We start from the raw sequence: 25,428 nt of genomic DNA, 5'->3' as shown, positions 1-25,428 counted from the left end.
TTGAATTCGGGTAGTCGTTTATTGAATTCGGGTAGTCGTTTATTGAATTCGGGTAGTCGTTTATTGAATTCGGGTAGTCGTTTATTGAATTCGGGTAGTCGTTTATTGAATTCGGGCAGTCGTTGATTGAATTCGGCCAACTCCCAATACCGTTCGGTTAAGGAATTTCTTTGTTGAGGCAGGCAGGGGGATCAGGGGGAGAAGAGAAGCTGTTCTTGAGACAAGAATTACTGAACAATGACCCTCTTTCCTCCCCTGCTTCCCCTGCTACCTATTTGTATCAATATTTTAGAAACAGTGCGATCGCCTATTTGCCTTATAAAAAGACAAATTTTAAATACTTTACACAGCTTCTTGCTTGAAACTAAAGGCGATCGCTCTAATCATTGGTACAGTCAAAACTTAAGACTGCCGCTTTGTCCTGAGCCGCCATTGAAAAGGTGCATAGCGGGAGCATCCCTTTAATGTATGATGTCTAGGTATAAGTCGTGAACTCAAAACTCCCAAGAAATCCTCCCCAGCATTGCATTTGGAAACTTAGCACGAGCAGTTTTTAATTGGTGTGTCAGTTCCAGTGGAGTTTTGCCAGGAACAGCTATAGAGACGGGTTCTGATGCTAGCTTGCGGGTAAATGTCACTGCATACATGATCGGTTTAGTGAAATCAGTGAAATTCTAGCAGAAACCAGTGAAGCCAGTGAGGGCAATAAATATAGCTGTAACAATGCCTGCGACTTTGTGAATATCAAAGTTAACCCCTTTTGGATGAGCATCAAGCTTGATTTTGAAGCCGTTGAGCAGCTTTCTCCAACCGGGCCAGAGGAGGATGCCTGTAATACTGAGGATACACATCAATAAGGCAGCAATCCCAGCGATCGCATATCCAGTTTTACCTAATAACAAAGCGTAGTGGAGTTCGTAGACAACGGAGAAAAATTTTTCCGAAAAAATTTCCTGACTGTTTCCAATCACCACCCCAGTGTAAGGATTTATGTAGAGTTCAGCCAAATCGCTTTCCTGTTTTCTGGGAACAACGATCGCGGGAGCATTTGGCTTTGCAGACATATAAATCCGATCGATTGTTACGCCTGGTTGATTTGCATAAGCTGTTTTCACCTGATTGAGGATAACTTCCACAGGTAAGCTTCGCTTTCTACGCACCGGGTTTGAAATAATCAAAGAGGCGATCGCCTGAATCTGCGCGAATCAATGCCACAACTACATCGGGCAAGGTGGCTAAACTGGGGTAAACTAAATAACGTGGTTCCCAAGCAGGGCGGAACTTGTCTTTGTAGGAGTGCAGTCCTTTGAAATTGTAAAAGCGACTCAAATGTTGGTAAAGATAGTGGAATACTTTCTCCAAGCGGCGCGATTCTGGGTTGTCTCCAACTCCGGCAAAGGCAGAAAGACCGAAATTAAAGCTGTCGTAGCCACACTCTTTAAAATGCTGGAGTAGGGAAATAAATAGAAAGTCCATTGTCCCATTTTCGATGGACGGGCGGTGTCGCATCATGTCAATGGTCGCTTCGTTGAGTTGGTACTCCCGGACAATGTTAGCAAAGGCGCTAATCTGACCTTCGGGATTATGCATTACAGCAATCTCGCACTCTCGCAGGTAAGCTTCCTCAAACCAACCTAAAGAAAAGTGTTTTTCTGAACCTTGTACCATCTTCAGCCATTCATCACTCACAGGTTTGAGTCGGTGCAATAAATCATTGGCGATGGGTGGTTGGTAAAAGTCGATTTGGTATCCTAGCTTAGTTAAACGATTGATTGATGGTCTAAAGTTTTTACCGGCTTTACCTTGTAAGGTAAAAGTTTTCAGATCAACGATCGCTTCTTCTCCAATCTTGAGTACCTTAAACCCCAACGACTTGTAAAGTTGAATATCATCAGGCAAAGTTTGGTAAAAGCCAGGATACCAATCGTTGCGCTGGCAAAACTGCCAGAAAGCAATAATTGTCTCTTTGCGGTCTTCAATCGGGCCTATGGGATCTCCTAAGGCGATCGCACCCCGTCCTTTGGGAACATAAGCAATTACACTGTTACCCGAAGGACTAAAATAATAACTTTTATCATTTAATAGGGTCAACGCTGCTAAAGAAGAACGCCCGTATTGCTCGACAATTTCTTTTGCCTTTTGCTGTTCCTTTGGGGTTGCTAAATTCCGCCAAAACACAGGTTGCAACAGCATTAATATTGCATATGTAATAGTAACTGCGGCAATAATATAGATAGAATTAGCAAAAAACTTTCCAAATCGACCCTTTGGTTGCAGTCCCCAATTATCCTCGGTGAAGAACATCGCTAAAGTCTGAACTATCGCTTCACGCCAATTAAAATTCTCTGAAAATTTCCCATCTAACAAGTAAAATCCAACAGTACCGTATGCCAGGGTAAATAATAAAGCGCCTATTAGCACTCGAACTCCCTGTGCGATTGAAGGACGGTCTGATTTTGCTGTGAAAAAATGGCGCATCAAAATTAATTGCAGCAGCAAAACTCCAGAGAGGAGACTTTCTTCATAATCCAATCCCTTCAGCAAGTGACTGAAAATGGAAATCACTAGTAAACCAATGGTAAGTAACCAGGCTATTTTTTTTCGCCGTAATAAGTTAGTAGCAAGTGTGAGTAAAACAAACCCAGTCAGCGCTGCAAATATATGACCACCAGCCCGGATATCAAATGGTAAAAATTCTTTCAACCAATGATTTCGCCCATATAGGTTAGGTGTCACCGCTGACAACAAATTTACTACTCCGACTAAACCTGTAAGGAAAGCTGCACTCCAAAGTCCAATCTGAGTTTTTAAATTATTGGTCATTAGTCTAAAAGTATTAATATAGAAGTTAGAGTTTTCAAATTTTAACTCTTAACTGTTAACTTTTTTAAATTGCTCCCCCACATACGAGAGCGAATCTTTAAGATGCTTGTGGAAGTAGTTCCAGCCTACATCAGCGCCAGACAAACCATGACCTCCTGGAAACGCATAAAATACGTGAGCAATGCCTAATTTGTTTAAGGTTTCGTTGAAGGCTTTGGTAGAAGCCAGTAAATTAGTATCGTTCAGACCCGCATCCAGGTAAACACGCAATCGCTTCCTGTCTTCAGGTGATAGCTGTTGTACGATTTGTTGGGGACTATTTTGTGAACCGCTATTATCAGTAAAGTAACCGCTATGGCTAAACAGAATCTGAAAGTTGTTCAAATAGCGTAACCCTATATTAAAAGCCCCCCATCCCCCAGAAGACAAACCTCCCAATGCCCAAAACTGAGGTTTTTCTAGAGTGCGGTAGCGCGACTTGACAACTTGTACTAATTCTAAACCAATCAAAGTCCCTATTTTGCCATTCGGCCCATCAAAGTAATCAGGATCATACAAAGGACTAGAACCGCGATTATCATTACCATCAGGTGTAATCACAATCGATAGTGGTAATTTTCCATTTTGATAAAGCTTATGCAGTATGTCTAAGATTGCATATTTATCAGCGTAAGCACGAGCATCATCATGACCACCGTGCAGTAAGAATATTACGGGGTAGCGTTTTTGCTGATTTTTGTTATAACCAGGGGGCAAAATCACGCCGTAGTTACGGACTGTACCCATCGCTTGGGAGTTGAAGGTTGCTAATTGAAACTTTAGCCCAGTATTTGCTTGTTTTTGGGGTGGGTCTAGTTGCGGCGCACCTAAGATAAATACATAATAATAACCACTAATGGTAAGGATAGCGATCGCTCCTGCCAAACTAATTAAAAATTTAGAAATTTTCATCTTCTTTTAGTTGGTAAAAAAAGTTACCTCTATTCAAACTTACTTATAGTTAATCTGCTACAATTTTACAGCAGAGTTTTCAATATTCACATTTTGATAAGATTAGATTATTTTTGAGTATTTTTAGCAGGAAAATCTAATTTTTCAGATTTATGTGCTAAATCAGACAATCTAAATTGTTCGCCCACAAATGTCAAAGAATCGGCTAAATGTTTCCGCCAGTATTTCCAGGTATGACTGCCAGGGAACTCACGAAATAGATTATAAATTTTTAGTTCGTTTAGGACTTTAGCAAATTGTTCGGCTTGGTCGATTTCTTCAATATCTGATTTACCTGAATCTAAGTATATCCGCAGCCTTTTTTTAGCTTGTGGAGGAATGGTTTTAATATAAGTTATTGGACTATTAATTGGGCCGCTTTTATCCTGAAAATAACCACTATGACTAAATAAAATCGAGAAATGAGCCGGGTTATGTAATCCTACATTGATTGCTCCCCAACCACCAGAAGATAAACCACCTATTGCCCAAAAATCTGGATTGGTTAATGTCTGATAACGGTTTTGCACAACTTTTACTAACTCATCCCCCACGGCTGTGGAGACTTTACCGTTAGGGCCATCAATATATTCAGGATCCCAGTAGCGACTAGAGCCACGTTTGTCGTTGCCATCTGGTGTGATGATGATGCTGGGTGGCAACTTACCTGTAGTATAAAGTTGTTCCACAGTCTTGAGAGCTTGTCCCTTGTTTTGAATAAACCAATCAGTGGGGTAACCATGTCCACCGTGGAGGAGAAAAATTACAGGATACCTTTGTTTTGGGTTTTGCCCATAGCCAGGGGGTAAAGAAACGCCGTAGGTACGACTTGCACCCATTACTTGACTATCGTAAGTTTCAATTTTGTAACTTAGGGGAGTAGCTACGTCGCTAGCATTAGGTTGGGTTGGTGCGACAGAAGGCGTTGTTTGTAAATCTTGTTGTTGAGGTATTTTTGCTGCTACAGTTTGACGGTAATTACAGCCAACTAAAGTTAATACTGAAACTAGCAAGAGAATTTTAGATTGTTTGTAGTTCATTTTTGAAGGGTATGGGGCATTTGGCAGTTAATGCTGGCAATCATCAAGTTTACGCAAGTAATTTGTCAATGCTGTGTCAACAGGATGGAAACTTTACGACTGGTTGTAAATTAAAAGTCAAAAGTTAGAATAAGTTTTTTCACGATGCTTAAAAAGTTGCAACACAATTTCAGCACATTGTTTGGCTTATTGCTGCTGGTGCTTTCCGTGTGGGCGATCGCTAATGAATTACATCAGTATAATTATCGTGATATTCTCAGTTCTCTAACTGCTATTCCCAAAAATCGCTTAAGCTGGGCAATTTGGCTGACAGCCTTGGGCTATCTAGTGATGATTGGGTATGACATCTTAGGTTTTAGCTATATTAATCGTTCCCTAAGTTGGAATAAAATTGCTTTAACCAACTTTATTAGCTCTGCGTTTACTAATACCATCGGTTTTGCCCTGCTGACTGGCAGTGCTATCCGTTATCGATTTTATGCAAGTTGGGGAGTATCAGCAATAGCGATCGCTCAAGTAATTGCTTTTGCCAATTTTACTTTTTGGTTGGGGATGTTTGCCGTGGCAGGTTTCTTATTCCTTGTGAACCCCTTGAAAATTCCCACTCAACTACATTTACCTTTTGCCACTGTGCGTCCCATCGGCGTGATTTTTCTGCTATTGGTAGCTATCTATTTGCTAGGAAGTATTCTTATTCAACAACCGTTAATAATTCGTGGACAAGAATTTCGATTTCCTTCTTTTAAAATATCCCTTGCACAGATAGCAATTTCAAGCTTTGACTGGATTCTTGCTGCGGCGGTTCTTTATGTTGTGCTTCCTAATAATATATCTTTGTCCTATCTGGATTTTTTGGGAATCTACTTACTAGCGATGTTTGCAGGTGTTATTAGTAATGTCCCCGGTGGCTTGGGAGTGTTTGAAACTATAATTTTGCTGATTCTCTCCTCAAAAGTTTCTGGTGCAGCAATTTTGGGTTCATTGCTGGCTTATCGGGGAGTCTACTATTTCTTACCTTTGCTAATAGCAGCGGGTTTGCTAGGACTTTATGAAATTAGATTTAGAACCGAAAACTTCCGAAAATGAATCAACGATAAAGTCCGTTTAGAGTCTGTTAGACTGAGAACCATAAGTAAAATCTCGTGTATTTTGGGAAACTTATGGAGCCAGTATCGCTGACAGCAGCTGCGATCGCAACCTTGGTAATCACCAAAGCTATAGAAAAAACTGTAGAGAAGATAACAGAAAGTACACTGGACAAGGTAAAACTGCTGCGTCAAAAAATTTGGGATAAGTTCCAGGGTAAGCCGAAAGTACAACAAGCCTTAATAAAGGCCGAACAAGGTTCTAAGGAAGATTTAAACTTTGTTGCTGCCTACTTACAGGTTGAAATGGACACCGACACCCAATTTTGTAAAGAAGTTCAAAGCCTTGCTCAAGAAATTAACCAGGAAATTAATATTGGTAAAGTTCAAGGTAAAAATGTCCAGAATGTTTACGGTGGCCAAGGTTTTCAAAGCAATGATAGTAAAGCTCCCACCTTTCAAGGCGTAGACAATAGTCCAATTACTATCAATTACAATAATCATCCCCCTGATTGACCACAGTCGCCTGAAGGGGAACGGGCAAAGTCAAATCCCTCTACTGAAATACCGCAAAATTTGCCCTTGAGTGGGGTGGTGGAATTTGTCGGGCGTGAAGAAGAATTGCAAAATCTTCACCAACTTTTGCAGGATAATAAACAAGTTGCGATCACTGCGATCGCTGGGATGGGTGGAGTTGGTAAAACAGAACTCGCCTTACAATATGCCATCCAGCAACGCGAAACATATAGCGGTGGGCTTTGCTGGTTGCTGGCAAAAACTGGGGATGTGGGCATTCAAGTTGTACAGTTTGCGAAAACGCAGCTTGATTTAAACCCACCAGAAGATTTTGATATATTCGCGCAAGTGCAATACTGTTGGCGGCGTTGGCGTGAGGGCGATGTGCTGCTGGTGTTGGATGATGTCACCGACTACGAACAAGTTAAGCCTTATCTACCGTCGTCATCTTCTCGGTTTAAAGTGTTGATGACTACGCGCCAGAACTTGGGACGCATCTCACAGTTATCTTTGGATGTGCTGCAACCAGAGGCGGCGCTGGAGTTGTTGAGGTCTTTACTCAAGGAAACACCAGAGCGAATTGAGCGAGAATTAGTTATAGCAAATCAGTTGTGTGATTGGCTGGGATATTTACCTTTGGGTGTGGAATTAGTGGGGCGCTATCTGGCGCGGAAACAGGATTTGTCTCTAACAGAAATGTTGCGGCGGTTGCAGAACAAGCGATTAGATGAGCGTTCCCTCTCTAAATCTAAGTCGGAAGCCGACATGACAGCACAACGAGGTGTGTTAGCAGCCTTTGAGTTGAGTTGGCAGGAATTAAAGGATGAAGATAAGCTATTGGGCTATTTATTGAGTTTATTTGCTGCCGCACCCATTTCTTGGAACTTGGTGGAACAGTGTCTAAAAGATGATGATACAGAATATTTAGAGGAAATTAGAGACGATAGCTTGTTGAATCTGCATTTGCTACAACACAAAGGTAAGGGAATCTACCAACTACATCCACTGCTGCGGGAGTTTTTTCAATACAAGTTTACGGGTTTAGATCGGGCAGAGGATTTCAAGCGTTGGTTTTGCAAGGTAATGATAGCAGTCGCAAAGGAGATTCCTCAAGACCCTACCTTTAAACAAATCACCGATGTTACCCCCAACATCCCTCACATAGCAGAAGTAGCTAAGAATCACATTCAATACGTCAATGATGAAGATTTAATTTGGGCATTCCTCGGCAACGCTCAATTTTACAATGGTCAAGGATTGTATGACAAGGCAGCACCTTGGTATAAGCATTGTCTAGAAGTTACTAAAAAGCGCTTGGGTGAAGAACATCCAGAAGTCGCAGGTAGCTTCAACAACCTAGCGCAACTCTACTACTCCCAAGGCAGATATAGTGAAGCCGAACCCCTTTACATCCAAGCTCTAGCACGCTACCGCAAGCTGTTGGGAGAAGAACATTCAGATTTCGCAGGTTGCCTCAACAACCTAGCGGAACTTTACCGTTCCCAAGGCAGATACAGCGAAGCCGAACCCATTTTCATCCAAGCTTTGACACTCTGGCGCAAGCTGCTGGGAGAAGAACATCCAGATGTCGCACTTAGTCTCAACAACCTAGCGTTACTCTACTACTCCCAAGGCAGATACAGCGAAGCCGAACCCATTTTCATCCAAGCTTTGGCACTCTGGCGCAAGCTGCTGGGAGAAGAACATCCACATGTTGCACTTAGTCTCAACAATTTAGCGTTACTCTACTACTCCCAAGGCAGATACAGCGAAGCCGAACCCCTTTACATCCAAGCTTTGGCACTCACGCGCAAGCTGCTGGGAGAAGAACATCCAGATGTCGCACTTAGTCTCAACAATTTAGCGGAACTTTACCGTTCCCAAGGCAGATACAGCGAAGCCAAACCCATTTACATCCAAGCTTTGGCACTCAGGCGCAAGCTTCTGGGAGAAGAACATCCATCTGTCGCACAAAGTCTCAACAACCTAGCGGAACTTTACCTTTCCCAAGGCAGATACAGCGAAGCCGAACCCATTTACATCCAAGCTTTGGCACTCAGGCGCAAGCTGCTGGGAGAAGAACATCCAGATGTCGCGCAAACCCTTAACAACCTAGCGGGACTCTACCGTTCCCAAGGCAGATATAGCGAAGCCGAACCCCTTTACATCCAAGCTCTAGCACTCAGCCGCAAGCTGCTGGGAGAATCACATCCATCTGTCGCCACTAGCCTCAACAACCTAGCGTTACTCTACTACTCCCAAGGCAGATACAGCGAAGCCGAACCCCTTTACATCCAAGCTCTAGCACTCAGGCGCAAGCTGCTGGATGAAGAACATCCAGATGTCGCAGTTAGTCTCAACAACCTAGCGTCACTCTACGACTCCCAAGGCAGATACAGCGAAGCTGAACCTTTGTATATGCAAGCATTAGATATTTTTGAGCGACGGTTAGGCGCAAATCATCCTAATACTGTTACTGTGCGTAAAAATTTAGCAGATTTGCGCGTAGGCGAAGCCCGCCGCAGGCATCGCCTCTCCTCAAATCCAGAATAAACTAGTTTTGTGCAAAGCGTACCGTGATCAAACTCAAAAGTGCGATCGCCTAAATTAAAATTCATATTGAATTAAGTAAAAATGCCTGATTATTTACTCAAAAGCTGCTTTTCCTGTTTCAAAAGCAGCTTTTAGTGTCACATTTTGGTGTTTTCCGCAAGCAAAAGCAGCTTTTCCTGTTTCAAAAGCAGCTTTTAGTTTCACATTTGGGTGTTTTCCGCAAGCAAAAGCAGCTTTTCCTTTCTCAAAAGCAGCTTTTAGTTTCACATTTGGGTGTTTTCTGCAAGCAAAAGCAGCTTTTAGTTTCACATTTTAGTGTTTTCTGCAAGCAAAAGCAGCTTTTAGTTTCACATTTTAGTGTTTTCGGCAAGCAAAATAACCCTGGAAAATCTGCAAGAATATGTTTTAATTAATACAAAGCGTCAACGAGTTGAGTGTTTTCGACGCAATGAGCAAAAGTTGTGGGTTTTACAATCCTACACAGCAGAACATCAATCATTTCGACTCAACAGCGTGGATTTTGAGGAAACAATGGTAACACTCTGCGAAGATATAGTTTTTGAATAATCAATGGGGCATTCGCCGCGATATTTAGTAAACTATATAACTGATAAGGCTTGAAGGCTTCCTTACCAGGCGGAAGCGTTGAAGAAAGCAGGCACAATTGATTAAATAAAAAGTTATGGCGCTCATAGTTCAGAAATACGGTGGTACATCTGTCGGTTCAGTCGAACGGATTCAAGCTGTTGCACAGCGTGTTTATAAAACTGTTAAAGCTGGAAACTCTATTGTCGTAGTAGTTTCGGCAATGGGCAAAACCACCGATGGACTCGTCAAACTAGCTACTGAAATTTCTCCAAATCCTAACCGCCGGGAAATGGATATGCTGCTTTCTACTGGCGAACAAGTAACGATCGCCTTACTCAGTATGGCATTACAGGAACTCGGACAACCTGCAATCTCGATGACTGGCGCTCAGGTAGGAATTGTTACAGAAGCAGAACACAGCCGCGCTCGGATTTTGCATATTGAAACTACTCGCCTAACTCGCCACATAAATGAAGGTAAAGTAGTTGTAGTAGCAGGCTTCCAAGGTACTTCCAGCGCTGGAGAGATGGAAATTACGACTTTGGGTCGTGGTGGTTCCGACACTTCGGCGGTGGCGATCGCAGCTGCATTACGAGCAAATTTTTGTGAAATTTATACAGATGTTCCAGGGATTTTAACTACAGATCCCCGCTTAGTTGCCGAAGCCCAGTTGATGGATGCCATCACCTGCAATGAAATGTTGGAACTCGCTAGCTTGGGCGCAAAAGTGCTACATCCCCGCGCTGTGGAAATTGCTCGTAACTATGGTGTGCCCCTTGTAGTTAGGTCTAGCTGGACGGATGACCCCGGTACTTGGGTAACATCAGCTAAACCCCAAGGGCGATCGCTAATCAATCTAGAAATTGCTCGTCCGGTGGATCATGTAGAATTTGACACTGACCAAGCAAAGGTTGCTTTGTTGCGCGTCCCTGATAAACCAGGCGTAGCAGCAAGGTTATTTGGCGAAATTTCTCGGCAAAAAGTAGACGTAGATTTGATTATTCAGTCAATTCATGAAGGTAACAGTAATGACATCGCCTTTACTGTCACCACACCAATATTAAAACGGGCAGAAGCAGTAACAGCAGCGATCGCCCCAGCACTGAGGAGTCAATCTAACCCCAAATTTGACGAAGCCGAGGTAATGGTAGAACATAACATTGCCAAAGTCAGCATCGCAGGCGCGGGAATGATTGGCCGTCCTGGTGTAGCTGCGAAGATGTTCGCCACCTTAGCAGAAGCAGGCGTGAACATTCAAATGATTTCCACCAGCGAAGTCAAAGTAAGTTGCGTAGTAAATGCAGCCGAATGCGATCGCGCCGTCACCGCACTCCGCACCGCCTTTGAGATCGAAGCAAAGAGCAAGGGAGAACTCCTAACTCCTAACTCCTCACTCCTAACTCCTCACTCCTCCCCCACTCCTCCCGTTCGCGGCGTTGCTTTAGACTTGAACCAAGCGCGTCTTGCTATTCGCCAGTTGCCAGATCGTCCAGGGATGGCGGCGAAGCTGTTTGGACTATTGGCGCAACATAATATCAGCGTTGATATGATTATTCAATCTCAGCGCTGTCGAGTTATTAATGGTGTTCCCAGGCGGGATATTGCCTTTACAGTCTCGCGGCTGGATGGGGAAAATGCAAGAGAAATGCTCACCCAAGTAGCGGCAGAATTAGGATGGGGTGAAGTTGTTTTAGATAGTGCGATCGCTAAGGTGAGTATTGTCGGTGCAGGTATGGTAGGACAACCAGGTGTTGCCGCTAAAATGTTTGAAGCTTTAGCCCAACAACAAATCAATATTCAAATGATTGCCACTTCAGAAATAAAAATTAGTTGTGTTGTGGCGCAAGAGCAAGGTGTTAAAGCTTTGCAAGCCATTCATGCAGCCTTTGAACTGGCTGGTAGTGAGAAATTTGTCGTGCCAGCGTAAAATCTGACTCTAACCTCGTCTTTGTTGTGCATACAGAGACTATTTTCTGCTTGCATTGCTAATGCATCGACTTACAATAGACTTCTCTTGCATAAGTCGAATAAACCCCCCTTAATCCCCCCGATATATTGGGGGGAAACTTTTGAAATTTTGCGCCCTCCCCAAAGCAGGGAGAGATTTCTCTCGTTCCTATGCTCCGTATAGGAATGGCTGATTAGGGGCTGCTGGCTCAAGTTAGATATTAGACCTCTTGCATAAGTCGAATAGACCCCCCTTAATCCCACGCCACTTGCTACAACGGAGGGAACCTCCCTTCGGGTTCAGCAGTTCCTCATGGGGGAAACCCCCAAGATCGGACTGCCTCACCGCAACGCAGTGGCTCCCCGATATATTGGGGGGAAACTTTAAATCTTGCCCCCTCCCCTTCATAAGGGGAGGGTTGGGGAGGGGTGATTCAAGGATTTTTGCAAGAGGTCTATTGAGTCAGAGCCTCAATGAATGCATTCCCATGCAGAGCATGGGAACAAGGGGCGAGGGGAACGAGGGAAGCGTGATTAAGCTCGGTTTTTAGAACTTGTGTGTCCACCGTAGCCTAGAAGGAGAGAGAGGCTAGGTGGGAGAGGTTCGTCGAACTCACTTTGTTCTGGTAAGCAGATTGTAGAGACACGCCGTAACAGTCTACACATTTATCTGATTTTTAATTTTTAACATTAATAACACGTAAGCTATAATCAAACAATTTATAAAACTATATTTATATTGATGGATAGTCATTTTCTAGATGGACGTTATCGAATACTAAAAGTTCTCAATGATGGTGAAAAGGGGAAAACATATCTAGTTGAAGATGTTAATCTTCCTGGCAGCCCATTTGTAGTAAAGCAGTTATATCCGCATAGTAGCAATCCTCAAACTTTAACCATCCTACGTCGCTTGTTTGCCAGTAAGACAGCAACTTTAGAAAAACTAGGACAGGAACACGACCAAATTCAAAAGTTAATTGCTTATTTTGAAGAAAATGAAAAATTATATATAGTCCAAGAATTTATCCCCGGTAATCCTTTAACTAATGAAATTATCCAGGGACAACCTCTGAGCGAAGACCAAGTTATTCCTCTTTTATCAGAGATCTTAGAAATTTTAAGGATTGTACATAGTTATGGGATGATTCATCAGGATATTAAACCAGCAAATATTATTCGTCGTGAATCAGATAAAAAGTTAGTTTTAGTTGATTTTGCTATTGTTAACGAAGCCATTACGAAGACCGTTGATAATCTCGAATATATGCCTAGAGAACAAGTTAACGGCAACCTTAAATACAATAGCGATATATATGCTTTGGGTATAGTTGCGATCGCAGCACTTCTAGGTTTACCAGCAAAGGAAATATCTCAACTGCAAAGTCAGAAAAATAAGCTGACAGGTGAAATAGTTTGGCATCACAAAAATCTAAAAATTAACAGAAAATTAGCAAAAGTTCTTAATAGAATGGTGCGTTTTGACTATCGTAAGCGCTACCAGTATGCAACCGAAGTTTTAGACGATCTGAAAAATATAACAAATGTTGATCGCGATCAGCAAAAACAGCATGATAAAAAATTATTACTAATTCTAGCGGGGGTAGCTGGCTGTATCACACTTGGTGTTGGAGCACGGTTTTTGCATTCACTAAAACCTGTAAGTGATGCTCAACAGCAATTATATCAAGAAGGAGTAAATAAATATGATGCAGGAAACTATGAAGGAGCAGTTGAAGATTTCAATCAGGTTATTGAATTAAATCCACATAACGCTTTGGCTTATAATCGGCGAGGCGATGCTTATTATCGATTAGGAGACTATGAGCAAGCACAAGCAGACTCTAGCCAAGCCATTTTACTCAATCCTCAAGATGCTAATGCCTATTTTGACCGAGGATTTGCTTTGTCTGAATTAAACAAATACAAAGAAGCGATCGCTGACTATACCCAAGCAATTAAGTTAAATTCTGACAATGGATATGCTTATTATGGCCGGGGGTTAGCCCGTGCCCAAATGAAGGATAATAAAGGTGCAATTGGAGATTTCAGCAAAGCGATCGCTCTCAAGCCTCAGTATAGCGAAGCCTACTTGCAGCGAGGGATTCTCCACCGTCGCCTCAGACAAAGACTTGGAGCAATCCAAGATTTTGATACAGTAATTAAGATTAATCCTAGTGATGCCAAAGCTTATTATCAAAGGGGTTTAACTCAATCTCTCAATAAACAAAAATATGCAGCGCTTAAAGATTACACGGATGCAATTAGCATCAATCCTAAATATATAGAAGCTTATCTTAATCGTGGTGATGTTTACAGTGATCTGGGAGATAAACTCGAAGCTACTGAAGATTACAACGCTATTTTACAGATTGATCCTAAATTTATTGCAGCTTATATCCACAGAGGTATTCACCGCTTTTCTTTTGGAGATTATAAAGGCGCTATTGAAGATTACACCGAAGTCCTGAAACTAGATCCTAATAATATAGCAGCTTACAATAACCGTGGTAATGCTTATCTCGATATGGGAAATAAAAAAGCTGCAAATCAGGATTATTCACGAGCGATCGCCATTAATGGGAACAATGCCTTAGCCTACTATAACCGGGGTGTGATTCGCACCAAGCAGAAAAATAAACAAGGAGCGATCGCAGATTTCAAAAAAGCTGCAAAACTATTCCAACAGCAAGGAGAAAAAAATAGTTATCAAGATGCACAGAGAGAAATTGCAATTATACAAAATAAGTCGGCACCAGCACCAACTACTCGCCCTAAATCTGGGGAAAGAGAAAAAAATTGAGCTATGACTCAATATAGTGGGGTAGCGATCGCACTCAATATATTCCGTCAAAATGGTCAGGTTTTCATCACAATTGCTCAAATATTTATCTCTAATGATATTGACAAAAATCTTGCCTTTATAAAATAAAATAGCCCTGCTTGAACAAGGGGCTTAACCCCTTTGTTGTCTGGTTAATAAAGATGATAGCTGGATTTACGCGCCCGTTGTACTAGCCCTTTTAGGAGAGATGATATCAGTGGTGAATACCCGGGTATATGTCTCTTCTTTCAGCCCAATATGTCCAGTTACCGTCGGAAATCGTAGGCTTTGACATTTTACGTGTATTTGTAGTCAAATAAATTATCGCTCAATATGAGTCACCATATTTTCTCACGACTCAATTAGGATTACTATATGCTAATTCTCCTTACTTTTCATCCAAATAACCTGGAATTATTCACCAGTAGGGATGTCGATCCGGTACTAAAAAAGATTGATGGTTCTCACAATATTTGGTTGCGCTGTATTCACTTCCGTGATCGGACTGGAATAGCCAAAATTATCAAGCACTTTGGACTCAATCCATCTCGTGTTAATATGATTTTCAATCATTCCCCTCTAGGAATTGATGAAGACGTAGAAGATTGTTTATTTGACAGCTATGAAATTATAACTCCCCAAATAAAAAATCACGAGATGGAGGCTGCACGTGGTAATATTGTGGTTGGAAATAATTTTATCATCACCTTTGAAATCACTGAACTAAAAATTTTAAGTATTCTAGCTAATAATCTGCAAAAGCGAACTCTAGATATTCAAAAGTGGGGAATAGACTATCTTTTTTATCTTATTTTTAAAGAGATTTTGAATAATTACGATACTGTCTTTGAATATATTTCTCGAAAACTTGATGATTTAGAAGACGAAGTTTTAGAAAATTCCGGTGATGAATCAACGTACAAAAAAATTGCCACGATGAGGCAATCTACTCGTTCCGGACGCCGTAACTTTCAAAGCATCAAGTTACTTATGGCTATTATGGATCACGAAGATTTTCAATGGCTCACCCAGCCAGTTAAAGAACTATTCAATCAAGAATTGGTTCATCACGTTGATAAACTCTGGCAAGAATATCAAGCTCTGAGAGCCTGGATGTCAGAATTAATGGAAATTCAACGCGATAATATTGCTAGCAAAACTGGTGAACGAATTAATCGCCTGACTATCCTCTCGACCATATTTTTACCAATCACTTTTATGTCTGGTTTCTATGGTATGAACTTTAAATATATGCCGGAATTAGAGCAACCTTGGGCTTATCCTGTTGTGATCTGTGTGATGACATCAATTGTAATTGGTAGTATTGTTTATGCTAAAAAACAACGTTGGTTGTAGCTTCTATCAAGTTACAGACTATTTATAAACTAAAGATAAAATCATTGTCGGGTGTGTTAAGTGCATATTTTGATACAGCAGATTGCAAGTTAATGAAGTACAAAAATACCCCTCCCTAACCCTCCCCTTAGAAAGGTGAGGGAACTAGATTGGGAATTTCCCCCCAATACATCGGGGAGCCACTGCGTTGCGGAGGTTCCCTCCGTTGTAGCAAGTGGCGTGGGATTAAGGGGGGTAAGGATGTACTTCATTTAAATGCAAAATGCTGTATAAGTTGTAACCAAAAATAGTAAAATGAGCGCCTAACGCACCCTAACTTTTGATTTACTATGCTAAACAAAAATATTGGTTGTAGCAACTTGCAGACGTAAGCCTAAGATGCGGCATTCCTGCGTGAAGTTGGAAGCCGACTCTGTACAAGGCACGTCCAATTGACACTCCCCACGCCGTCATGCGGGGGATTCCAGCGTCACTGACGTTCCTTGCTTTTACAGGTCTTACGACCAATAGAAGTAGAGGAAACATCTCGACTGGCGTTACTTTGGGGTTGCCCACCCCTAGCGTTTACACGACTTAAAATTACTTTGGCTGCATTCACATCACGCTGTTCGAGATACCCGCACTTGTTGCAAGAATGAGTGCGGGTGCTAAGAGATTTCTGGACTTTAGCACCGCAATTACTACATTCCTGGCTTGTGAAATGGGGAGGAACTGCAATTATTTCTCTCCCAAATTTCTCTCCAAAGTATTCGAGCCACTGACGGAAGTTATACCAAGAAGCATCTGTTATACTTTTGGCTAATTTGTGATTTCTTACCATGCCGGAAATATTCAAGTCTTCCAGGACTACCTTAGCGTTAGCTAGGCACAAGTTACGCGCAAGTCTTTTTGCGTGTTCATCCCTTTGTCTTGTTACCCTTAAATGCTTCCGAGCATAAACACCACGCGCCCGAATTCTACCAGACGAACCTTTTTTCTTCTTGTAAATATTGCGTTGAACCCGTTTTATATCCTTCTCGGCTTTACGCAAATATCGTGGGTTTTCTTCATGATTGCCAGAAGAATCAGAGTAGAAATATTCCAACCCAACATCAATACCGATAGCAGACGTAGTTAATGGTGCGTCTTGTTGGTTGTCCACTTTGACACAAAATTGTACATAACAACCATCTGCACGACGAACAATCCGAACTCGTTTAATTAGACCAACAGGGTATTGATGAATATCCCATTTACCCAATAATTTAAGTTCGCCAATAGCTTTTTTATCAGTGAAAGTTATTCGGCGCTTTGTTGGGTGCAACTTTCATCCGGAAACTTTGTACTCAATAGAACGGGAATGTTTTTTGAACCTGGGATAACCCTTTTTCCCTGGTTTGTTCTTCTTGCAATTATCAAAGAATCTATTAATAGATCGTTCTACATTTTCTACAGATGCTTGGCAAGCATGACTGTTTAAATCATTAACAAATTTGTATTCTGAACGTAACTGAGTGTTGTACTGATACAGTTCTTTTTTGCCAACGCCACGATTATCTATCCAATATCTAAGTACCTTGTTTCGTACAAATTGACTTGTACGGATAGCCTCATCTATTGCCGTTGACTGAGCTTTCTTGAGGACAGCTTTGTATTCTAGTACCAACACTCCTGAATCACCTCCTTGGTTTGCCTATTAGCTTAAGCTATCCTATCATATAGATTGGATGTAGTAAACTACTTTTCTTGGGATGACTGAAAAATTTAAATCAAACAATAATATCGTCTACTCTTGCAAGTATCATGTTATTTTTTGTCCCAAGTACAGGCGAAAAGTTCTTGTAGACGCAATAGCATCTAGACTCAAAGAATTACTTGCAGGTATTGCTATTGAGATTAAGGTTGAAATCTTGGAAATAGAGATAATGCCCGACCATGTACATTTGTTGATAGATGTTGACCCTCAATTTGGAGTACACAGAGCGGTGAAGAGATTTAAAGGTGCAACATCTAGATACTTGCGGTTAGAATTCCCGGAGCTAAAAAGTCGTTTACCATCGCTGTGGACCAACTCTTACTTTGTCTCTACAGTAGGTGGTGCAACTCTAGACACAATTAAAATGTATATTCAAAATCAGAAAGAAACTTGACAGCGAATAAATTCGCCTGCGGCTAGCCCCCATAAATAAATTTAGGGGCTTGCCCGCCGCAGCTATCTTGGTCAGTGCGGCTAGTTCACGTAAATATAATTAACTTGATCAAGCTTTGGAATCTGACGAATGAGGTGAAATCGACTTATGAGTGACTTAGTTTTCCTACCCGCTCATCAACTTGCTCAGATGATTCGCGATCGCCAAGTCTCTGCTGTTGAAGTGTTCGATGCTTACCTGGCGCAGATTTATAAACATAACTCAAAGCTGAATGCGATTTGCACCTTAGACGAAGACAATGCTCGTGCTACAGCAAAGCTTGCGGATGAAGCCCTCGCTAGAGGAGATTACTGGGGCGCTCTGCACGGTGTCCCTGTAACAATCAAAGACATTTTTGAAACAGTTGGACTCAGGACTACAGCAGGTTATATTCCTCTCAAGGACTACATTCCTCAACAGGATGCCACGGTTGTAGCAAGGCTACGGGCAGCAGGAGCCGTTATCCTGGGAAAAACCAACATGGCCGAACTGGCTGGTGATTTTCAAAGTACAAATTCTCTGTTTCCCCGGGTAAATAATCCCTGGAATCTTGAGTATACAGCAGGTGGCAGTTCTGGAGGTAGTGCTGCTGCTGTTGCAGCCGGACTTTCAGCATTAGATATAGGCAACGATATTGCGGGTTCCGTGCGCCAGCCTGCAACTTTCTGCGGTGTGTATGGTTTAAAGCCAACAGATCGCCGGATTTCAACCGCAGGAAGTATCCCGGAAGTACCGGGAATGCCGTTATGTTTGCGACAAATGTTGACTATTGGCTGTTTTGGGCGATCGCTCGAAGATATTCGCCTTTGTTTTTCACTGATCGCTGGTGCAGATGTGCGTCGCCCAGATGTGCCACCGATTCCCCTTGATACTCCATCAGGTAAATCTTTGCGGGATCTTAAAATTGCTTGGATTGATGAATGGGTAGAGGTTCCCGTTGCTGCACAAATTCGAGCCGCAATACAGACAGTGGTGCAAAAACTTGCTCAAGCAGGTACTTATGTTGAACGCTGGCTTCCCAAAGACTTTGATATATCGACAGCGTGGAACCTCCACGGGAGGATGGAAGCATACATCAACAACTACGCCCAACCCAAGGATCGCTATAATGTGCTACGCAGTTTAGAGTTACTCTTTCGCACGGCAACTCAAGGTGACAAAAAACTCCGAAACTTGGGAAATTTCAGCAGCTTTCTCCCAGAACTTTTGAATCCCAGCTTAAGAGGATATTTCGAGACACTCACCGAGCGCGATCGCTTCATTGCCCAAATTGATGAAGCCTTAGAAGCATGGGATGTATGGCTCACTCCTGTGACAGCAACCCCTGCATTTACCCATTGTCCGGCTTGGAGCGCCATTGATATTGAGGGCAAATCCTATCCTCATGCGGTGGCAAACGGAGCTTACACCATACCATTTAATCTCAGTGGTCATCCGGCGGTGGTGATTCCGATTGGGCAAACTCATAATGGCTTACCGATTGGAATGCAGATTGTGGGAAAGCGATGGCGCGAGATGGAGTTGCTAGCGATCGCTCAAGAACTTGACAAAGTGGTTGGTGATTTCCGCCATCCATTGGGCTATTGAATATTTGCACAGGAGAATCAAAAGTATTTTTACGCAAATGTTACAAATAATTTCAAATGAAATTAATGCTTAATAGATGAAATACTATGTAACATCATTGAGAACAGTGTAAATTTATATTACTTAATTTGAGGAAAAAATTATGTCTGAAAACAAACCAGAAGAACTAAATTCACAAGCAGTACCCTTCTTTGCCCGATTTTTAGAAGGGCAAAACTTTGAAAACCTATCTGAGCAAGAATCAGAAGAGATTAGCGGTGGAAATTGTGGTGTAACCAAGAAGAATAAAAAGAATAAAGATACAATTGCCCAAACTCTCAAGTATCCATCTGATCAAGAAGATGTAGTAACGAAAAAGGCTCCCTCTGATAGTGATGAGGCTTTTACTAATAAGTACCCTTCAGACGGCGATGACACTTTGCCGCCAGGCTTTTGAGTACTCCAGAGATGCGGTTTTGAAAATATTTTTAGAATAAAAAGACTGTTAGCTTTGCCAACTCCATCTAGGGGTTGGCTTCCCATTAAAACTAAGTTCATTTTTTTAATGCTTTATTTTTTTAATAGCTGACATAGGGAAAATACAAAAACCTAATGAAGATATTTTATGCACCTTGAGCGTGATGTGGTTTTATTAATCACCCATAGTGGTGATTACTTCACAATAGATAGAGTTGCAGAAGCTGTATCAAAACGAGGCGCACAGCCATTTCGCCTTGATACTGATAAGTTTCCGATGACAGTACAAATCGAGGCGAATTTCAGTAACTCTGGTAGCAATCATACACTGGAATATGGCGATCGCTCCCTGAACACCGAGCAAGTGCAAGCTGTATGGATGCGGCGGATCTGGCAACCTGATCTAGGTAAAGAATTGGCTCCCCAATTCCAAGCAGCCTGCTCTAGTGAATCACTCGCAGTCTTAGATGGCTTTTGGGACAGTCTGAGGGGAGCTACCTGGGTGGATGATTTACAGCGCATCAGTGCAGCTGAAAACAAGTTACGCCAACTGAGAATTGCATCGGAAGTTGGTCTTGTCATACCTCGGACTATCGTTACCAACAATCCTCAACAAGCACGAGAGTTTTTTGGGGAAGTTAAAGGAAAAATGGTTGCCAAGCTACTCAGACCTCTTTCTTATGGGATGCAAGCCTCCTCTTTTTTCATGTATACTAGCGCCGTTAAAGAAGAAGACTTACTTGATGCTGAAACACTCCGCTATTGTCCAGTTGTGTTTCAAGAACAAATCCCCAAACAGCTTGAACTACGTGCAGTGTATGTGAATGGTAATCTCTTTGTCGGGGCACTGGATGCGTCTGAGTATGCAGCATCCACCCAAGATTGGCGACGTGGGACAAAAGAGGCTCTCACCTGGCAACCCTATCAATTACCTGATAAACTAATCCGTTGCTTGGATGCTTTTATGGCAAGGTTTGGACTGATTTTTGGAGCATTTGACTTTATCAAAACGCCATCAGGGGAATACGTTTTTCTAGAAATTAATCCTACAGGAGAGTGGGGGATGCTGGAGAGAGATTTGGAATACCCGATCGCATCTGCGATCGCAGATGCACTACTCTCAACAAATCCTAAATATAATCCTCTTACTTAAAAAATTAAAAACCAACTGCTAGCCCCTATATTTATCTATACCGTACTTCATTATTCATCCTTTAAATGACTGTTTTAATCATTACTCACAGCCAAGACAACGAAAGTATTCCTTTAGTTATTCAGGCTATTGTTGCCCAAGGAGGGAAAGCATTTCGTTTTGACACAGACCGATTTCCTACAGAAATCACCTTAGATGTTTACTATGCTGGAAGTGAACGAGTTACTCTGCTCGTAGATGATCAAACATTGGATTTGAGTGAAGTCTCAGCAGTTTGGTATCGGCGTATTGCAATTGGATCAAAAATTCCCGACTCGATGGACAGGCAACTTAGACAAGCCTCACTAAAAGAATCTCGCGTCACAATTGAGGGAATGATTGCTAGTATTAAGGGTTTCCATCTCGATCCTCTGCCAAATATTCGTCGAGCCGAAAACAAGCAACTGCAATTACAAATAGCACGAGAGGTCGGTTTAGATACGCCACGCACTCTGACTACAAACAATTCAGTGGCAGTGAAGCAATTTGCCCAAGAGTGTAAGCAGGGAATGATTACAAAAATGCTCTCTTCCTTTGCCATTTATGATGAACAAGGACTAGAAAAAGTTGTGTTTACAAATCCAATTTCATCTGAGGATCTGGACAACCTTGATGGATTACGTTTCTGCCCAATGACATTTCAAGAAAAAATCCCCAAGGCATTAGAATTGCGGACAATTATTGTCGGTAAGCGTGTGTTGACAGCTGCGGTTGATTCTCAAGCTTTGGATCAGGCGCGTTACGATTGGCGCAAACAGGGAATTGCCTTACTCGACGCTTGGGAGTCATACACTCTGCCTGAAGATGTCGAAGAAAAACTGCTCAAACTCATGGCAGAGTTTCGTTTGAACTACGGAGCTATTGATATTATTTTGACTCCTGATGGTCGTCATGTATTTCTTGAGGTTAACCCAGTTGGCGAGTTTTTCTGGTTAGAACGCTGTCCTGGCTTACCGATTTCTCAGGCGATCGCACAGATTCTACAGAATTAAATAGGACTTACGCACACTCTACGAATTCTTCTCTACGAGACGCTGCGCGATGGCGCTCTTGGCGGTTCGATAAATTAAGCTTTTTAGCAATTTTTGCGTAAATACTGTTAAAGCTAAAAACTTTTATTACAAGAACCTCAAATATAATTGCACAAGTAAGGGCACAACAATGTTGTGCCCCTACCTGTGTACCTCATTTACCTGAAAAACGCTGTAAGTTCGCCGAAATAACAAATGCGAACCCCGGAACAACAAATGCGAACGCCGAAATAACAAATGCGAACGCCGAAACAACAAATGCGAACCCCGAAATAACAAATGCGAACCCCGAAATAGCAAATGCGAACCCCGAAATAGCAAATGCGAACGCCGAAACAACAAATGCGAACGCCGAAACAACAAATGCGAACGCCGAAACAACAAATGCGAACGCCGAAATAGCAAATGCTACAAAAAGTTGCTCAGTCAGCCCTGAAGCATTCTGGTTATGAAGGCACGTCTTTTTGCAATTTTGAGCAAATTCCTGACAAAAAGGCATTTAAGGATAAGTATCGTCAGGCATTAAATGCATTATCCATTAATGATATAACAGCAGAACGGATTGTTGTAGAAGCTAATAATGCCTTTCGGTTCAATTTACAGATGGCTCAGGAAGCCTTACTCGTTCCCAGAATTCAGGTAGCACCGAAATAGCTGCGGCTAATTAAGTTAGGAGACGCGATTAATCGTTAGGAGTCAGTAATTATTCTTGCCTCCCTCATCCCCCTTCCCCTCACACATTTATTGGAAAGCAACTCAATGGTTTTTGTACTACCTAGTGTCAAATTTGATCTGGATCTGATCCAAAAGTACGACACTCGCGCCCCCAGATACACCAGTTACCCGCCCGCTACAGAATTAAGCGAAACATTCACTGAAACTGATTTTAAGGCCGCGATCGCAGCCTCGAATCAACGCAAAACCCCTCTTTCTTTATATTTCCACATCCCCTTTTGCCAAAGTGCTTGCTACTTCTGTGGCTGTAACACGGTAATTTCCAACAACAAAAATATTGCCAAACCTTACCTAGAGTCTTTAATTCAAGACATCAAAAACACCTCTGCTTTAATCGATCCAGATAGAAAAGTGCTACAAATCCACTGGGGAGGCGGTACTCCTAATTACTTGGATCGTTACCAAGTAGAATATTTATGGAAAAATATCAATCGCTATTTCAACATCGATCCACAAGCAGAAATCTCAATTGAGATCAACCCCCGCTATATCGATAGAAACTATATTTTATTTCTCAGACAGATTGGGTTTAACCGCATTAGTTTTGGCATTCAGGATTTTAATCGCCAAGTTCAAGTAGCTGTTAATCGTGTCCAGCCAGAAGAAATGCTTTTTGATGTCATGAGTTGGGTCAAAGAAGCTAAGTTTGAGAGTGTGAATGTAGACCTTATTTATGGTTTACCCTATCAAACCCGTGAGACATTTCGGGAGACGGTGAAAAAGACTATTGAGTTAGACCCTGACCGAATTGTTGTCTTTAACTTTGCCTATGTACCGTGGCTAAAACCGACGCAAAAAAATATCCCTCAAGAGGCGCTACCCCCAGCAGAGGAAAAGTTAGAGATTCTGAAAATGACCATTGAAGAATTAACGAATAACCAATATCTATTTATTGGGATGGATCATTTTGCTAAAACTAATGATGAATTAGCGATCGCTCAACGGAATGGTACTCTCAAGCGCAACTTCCAGGGCTATACTACTCATGCTGAAACAGAACTTTTTGGTTTTGGTGCTACATCCATCAGTATGCTAGAAGATGCTTATGCTCAAAACCACAAGGAATTAAAGGATTATTATCAAACACTTGCAACGGGTGCTTTACCTATTAGTAAAGGTATCAAACTTACTCAAGATGACATTATCAGACGGGATGTCATCATGGGAATTATGTCTCACTTTCAGCTTCATAAGCAAGATATTGAAAACAAATATCATATCAATTTTGATGAATATTTCTTTGATGAACTAGAGGCGTTAAAACCACTAGAAGCCGATAGCCTGGTCAGTTTATCAAAAAATCATATCCATATTACAGATATTGGTAGATTACTAGTTAGAAATATTGCCGTCATATTTGATACTCACACAAGAACGCGAGAGACAAAATTCTCTCGTGCGATTTGAGATAACTTCTGCAAATGGCTACATATTATCTCCTCAATCTACCTTCAAAATAACGGTTGAGGGAATATGATATAGCAATGCTATCTGATTTCGTTTAAATTTGCGGCGTCTAGATCCCCAACTTTGTAAAAGTTGTCAGGAATCTAACTTTTCACGAATGATTTAGGATTGCTATATATTCAATAGACCTCTTGCAAAAATCCTTGAATCACCCCTCCCTGGATGTATTGGGGAGGGGGCAATATTTCAAGTTTCCCCCCTTTATAAGGGAAGATAAAGGGGGGTTTATTCGACTTATGCAACAGGTCTAATATTCACAATAATTAGTGTAAGTAAATTGTCCTGTGTAATTTCATAAGTGATTAATAAAATTATTCTTTGGTCAGTTTATAAAGTTATTAAATAAAAATTGTCCAAAGAACCTAGTTGATTATTATGTGCAATAACATATAACTAATAATGAATTATCACAAAAAATCTCCATTTTATTTACAAGTAAATATTTTTTACGCATCCCCAAAAAGTTAGATAAAATGTTTCTTTCTTAAGATAGGTATAAAAGTAGATAAATTAATTTATTGTTGTTGTCTATTTTTTCAGTTAATCAGATCCAAGATTATATTTTGAATAATTCATGACTTAATCTAGAAAAAACTTTTATTTAGCATTTTAATGGTAAGGATTTATATCCAATCTGGATGTAAAGTTTTTTGTCTAACTTTTGGATTTAGCATTTATCCCATGTGGTAGAAAGAATTGTGAATAAAAGTTGATAAATTATATATAAGTGAAATGGTTGAGGCAGTTATGAGTATTATTGCTTGGGTAGTTTTAGGATTTTTGGCAGGTGCGATCGCTAAGGCTACTTATCCTGATTATCAAGGTGGTGGAATTGTCTCCGCAATGGTTTTGGGTATCATTGGTGCTTTCGTCAGTGGAAGTCTATTTACCTTGATACAAGCAGGAACTCTGCAAAATACTGCGGCTGCTGCTACTGCTTTAACTCTTCCTGGTATTTTAGTGGCTGTGCTCGGCGCAATTGTTGCTATTTATCTATGGGGATTAATCAGAAAAAGTAGCAATGCCTAACTGTTTATCGGTAGTTATCAACCATTAAACGAATACTGTGT

The 25,428-nt window shown here is 41.5% G+C and carries 19 protein-coding genes and 3 pseudogenes; 16 read left to right on the top strand and 6 right to left on the bottom strand.

Going from position 1 to position 25,428, the window contains the following annotated elements; translation table 11 throughout:
• Positions 1 to 674: 674 nt before the first annotated feature.
• The 4 genes from V7K35_RS05490 to V7K35_RS05475 all read right to left on the bottom strand — a co-directional run bounded on the left by V7K35_RS05490 (position 675) and on the right by V7K35_RS05475 (position 4,853).
• Entirely contained in the window at positions 675 to 1,178 is a 504-nt protein-coding gene (locus tag V7K35_RS05490) for a PepSY-associated TM helix domain-containing protein (protein WP_335077032.1), read from the bottom strand.
• Entirely contained in the window at positions 1,153 to 2,823 is a 1,671-nt protein-coding gene (locus V7K35_RS05485) for a phosphatidylglycerol lysyltransferase domain-containing protein (RefSeq protein WP_335077030.1), read from the bottom strand. The genes V7K35_RS05490 and V7K35_RS05485 overlap by 26 nt, the downstream gene beginning before the upstream one ends.
• A 48-nt stretch (positions 2,824 to 2,871) precedes the next feature.
• A complete protein-coding gene (locus V7K35_RS05480) occupies positions 2,872 to 3,774 on the bottom strand; it encodes an alpha/beta hydrolase (protein WP_335077028.1) in 903 nt (300 codons plus the stop codon).
• A 107-nt stretch (positions 3,775 to 3,881) separates the two neighbouring features.
• Entirely contained in the window at positions 3,882 to 4,853 is a 972-nt protein-coding gene (locus V7K35_RS05475) for an alpha/beta hydrolase (RefSeq protein ID WP_335077026.1), read from the bottom strand.
• A 144-nt stretch (positions 4,854 to 4,997) separates the two neighbouring features.
• Here V7K35_RS05475 and V7K35_RS05470 point away from each other — a divergent pair, with 144 nt between their 5' ends.
• From V7K35_RS05470 to V7K35_RS05460, 3 genes are all read left to right on the top strand, one after another.
• Positions 4,998 to 5,939 (top strand): lysylphosphatidylglycerol synthase domain-containing protein, encoded by a 942-nt coding sequence (locus V7K35_RS05470; protein ID WP_335077024.1) that lies wholly within the window; start codon positions 4,998 to 5,000, stop codon positions 5,937 to 5,939.
• Between the two features lie 74 nt (positions 5,940 to 6,013).
• A complete protein-coding gene (locus tag V7K35_RS05465; protein ID WP_335077022.1) occupies positions 6,014 to 6,454 on the top strand; it encodes a hypothetical protein in 441 nt (146 codons plus the stop codon).
• A 60-nt stretch (positions 6,455 to 6,514) separates the two neighbouring features.
• Positions 6,515 to 9,007, top strand: coding sequence for a tetratricopeptide repeat protein (locus V7K35_RS05460; RefSeq protein ID WP_335077020.1), 2,493 nt, complete (start codon positions 6,515 to 6,517; stop codon positions 9,005 to 9,007).
• A 93-nt stretch (positions 9,008 to 9,100) separates the two neighbouring features.
• Here V7K35_RS05460 and V7K35_RS05455 read toward each other — a convergent pair whose 3' ends face one another.
• A complete protein-coding gene (locus V7K35_RS05455) occupies positions 9,101 to 9,316 on the bottom strand; it encodes a hypothetical protein (protein ID WP_335077018.1) in 216 nt (71 codons plus the stop codon).
• Positions 9,317 to 9,388: 72 nt separating this feature from the next.
• Between V7K35_RS05455 and V7K35_RS05450 the strand changes: the two are divergent.
• The 5 genes and pseudogenes from V7K35_RS05450 to V7K35_RS05430 form a co-directional block, all read left to right on the top strand.
• Positions 9,389 to 9,574: pseudogene (locus tag V7K35_RS05450) on the top strand (Uma2 family endonuclease); the annotation flags it as partial.
• Positions 9,575 to 9,689: 115 nt separating this feature from the next.
• A complete protein-coding gene (locus tag V7K35_RS05445; protein WP_335077016.1) occupies positions 9,690 to 11,522 on the top strand; it encodes an aspartate kinase in 1,833 nt (610 codons plus the stop codon).
• Positions 11,523 to 12,284: 762 nt separating this feature from the next.
• Positions 12,285 to 14,345, top strand: coding sequence for a tetratricopeptide repeat protein (locus V7K35_RS05440; protein WP_335077014.1), 2,061 nt, complete (start codon positions 12,285 to 12,287; stop codon positions 14,343 to 14,345).
• Positions 14,346 to 14,348: 3 nt separating this feature from the next.
• Complete coding sequence (locus V7K35_RS05435) at positions 14,349 to 14,474, top strand: hypothetical protein (RefSeq protein ID WP_335077012.1); 126 nt, start codon at positions 14,349 to 14,351, stop codon at positions 14,472 to 14,474.
• 267 nt (positions 14,475 to 14,741) lie between these two features.
• Positions 14,742 to 15,722 (top strand): magnesium transporter CorA family protein, encoded by a 981-nt coding sequence (locus tag V7K35_RS05430; RefSeq protein ID WP_335077010.1) that lies wholly within the window; start codon positions 14,742 to 14,744, stop codon positions 15,720 to 15,722.
• Positions 15,723 to 16,191: 469 nt separating this feature from the next.
• On the opposite strand, the pseudogene V7K35_RS05425 reads toward V7K35_RS05430, so the two are convergent.
• Positions 16,192 to 17,370: pseudogene (locus tag V7K35_RS05425) on the bottom strand (RNA-guided endonuclease InsQ/TnpB family protein).
• Positions 17,371 to 17,452: 82 nt separating this feature from the next.
• On the opposite strand from V7K35_RS05425, the gene tnpA reads away from it, so the two are divergent.
• From tnpA to V7K35_RS05380, 8 genes and pseudogenes are all read left to right on the top strand, one after another.
• Entirely contained in the window at positions 17,453 to 17,851 is a 399-nt protein-coding gene (gene tnpA, locus V7K35_RS05415) for an IS200/IS605 family transposase (RefSeq protein WP_335077004.1), read from the top strand.
• Positions 17,852 to 17,998: 147 nt separating this feature from the next.
• Positions 17,999 to 19,477, top strand: a complete 1,479-nt coding sequence (locus V7K35_RS05410; protein WP_335077001.1) for an amidase — start codon at positions 17,999 to 18,001, stop codon at positions 19,475 to 19,477.
• 142 nt (positions 19,478 to 19,619) lie between these two features.
• Complete coding sequence (locus tag V7K35_RS05405) at positions 19,620 to 19,913, top strand: microviridin/marinostatin family tricyclic proteinase inhibitor (protein WP_335076999.1); 294 nt, start codon at positions 19,620 to 19,622, stop codon at positions 19,911 to 19,913.
• 168 nt (positions 19,914 to 20,081) lie between these two features.
• Positions 20,082 to 21,086 carry an MvdC family ATP-grasp ribosomal peptide maturase gene (locus tag V7K35_RS05400; protein WP_335076997.1) on the top strand — a complete coding sequence of 335 codons (1,005 nt, stop codon included), beginning with the start codon at positions 20,082 to 20,084 and terminating at the stop codon, positions 21,084 to 21,086.
• 65 nt (positions 21,087 to 21,151) lie between these two features.
• Positions 21,152 to 22,117, top strand: coding sequence for an MvdD family ATP-grasp ribosomal peptide maturase (locus tag V7K35_RS05395; RefSeq protein WP_335076995.1), 966 nt, complete (start codon positions 21,152 to 21,154; stop codon positions 22,115 to 22,117).
• A gap of 441 nt (positions 22,118 to 22,558) precedes the next feature.
• Positions 22,559 to 22,824, top strand: a pseudogene (locus tag V7K35_RS05390) (biliverdin-producing heme oxygenase); the annotation flags it as partial.
• Between the two features lie 91 nt (positions 22,825 to 22,915).
• Complete coding sequence (gene hemN / locus V7K35_RS05385; RefSeq protein ID WP_335076993.1) at positions 22,916 to 24,298, top strand: oxygen-independent coproporphyrinogen III oxidase; 1,383 nt, start codon at positions 22,916 to 22,918, stop codon at positions 24,296 to 24,298.
• Positions 24,299 to 25,105: 807 nt separating this feature from the next.
• Entirely contained in the window at positions 25,106 to 25,387 is a 282-nt protein-coding gene (locus tag V7K35_RS05380; protein ID WP_335077041.1) for a GlsB/YeaQ/YmgE family stress response membrane protein, read from the top strand.
• Positions 25,388 to 25,428: the final 41 nt, after the last annotated feature.

Source organism: Nostoc sp. (assembly GCF_036917275.1).
GTDB lineage: Bacteria > Cyanobacteriota > Cyanobacteriia > Cyanobacteriales > Nostocaceae > Nostoc.
Note: the sequence above shows the minus strand (reverse complement) of the source record. Positions and strands in the feature narration are given on the sequence as shown.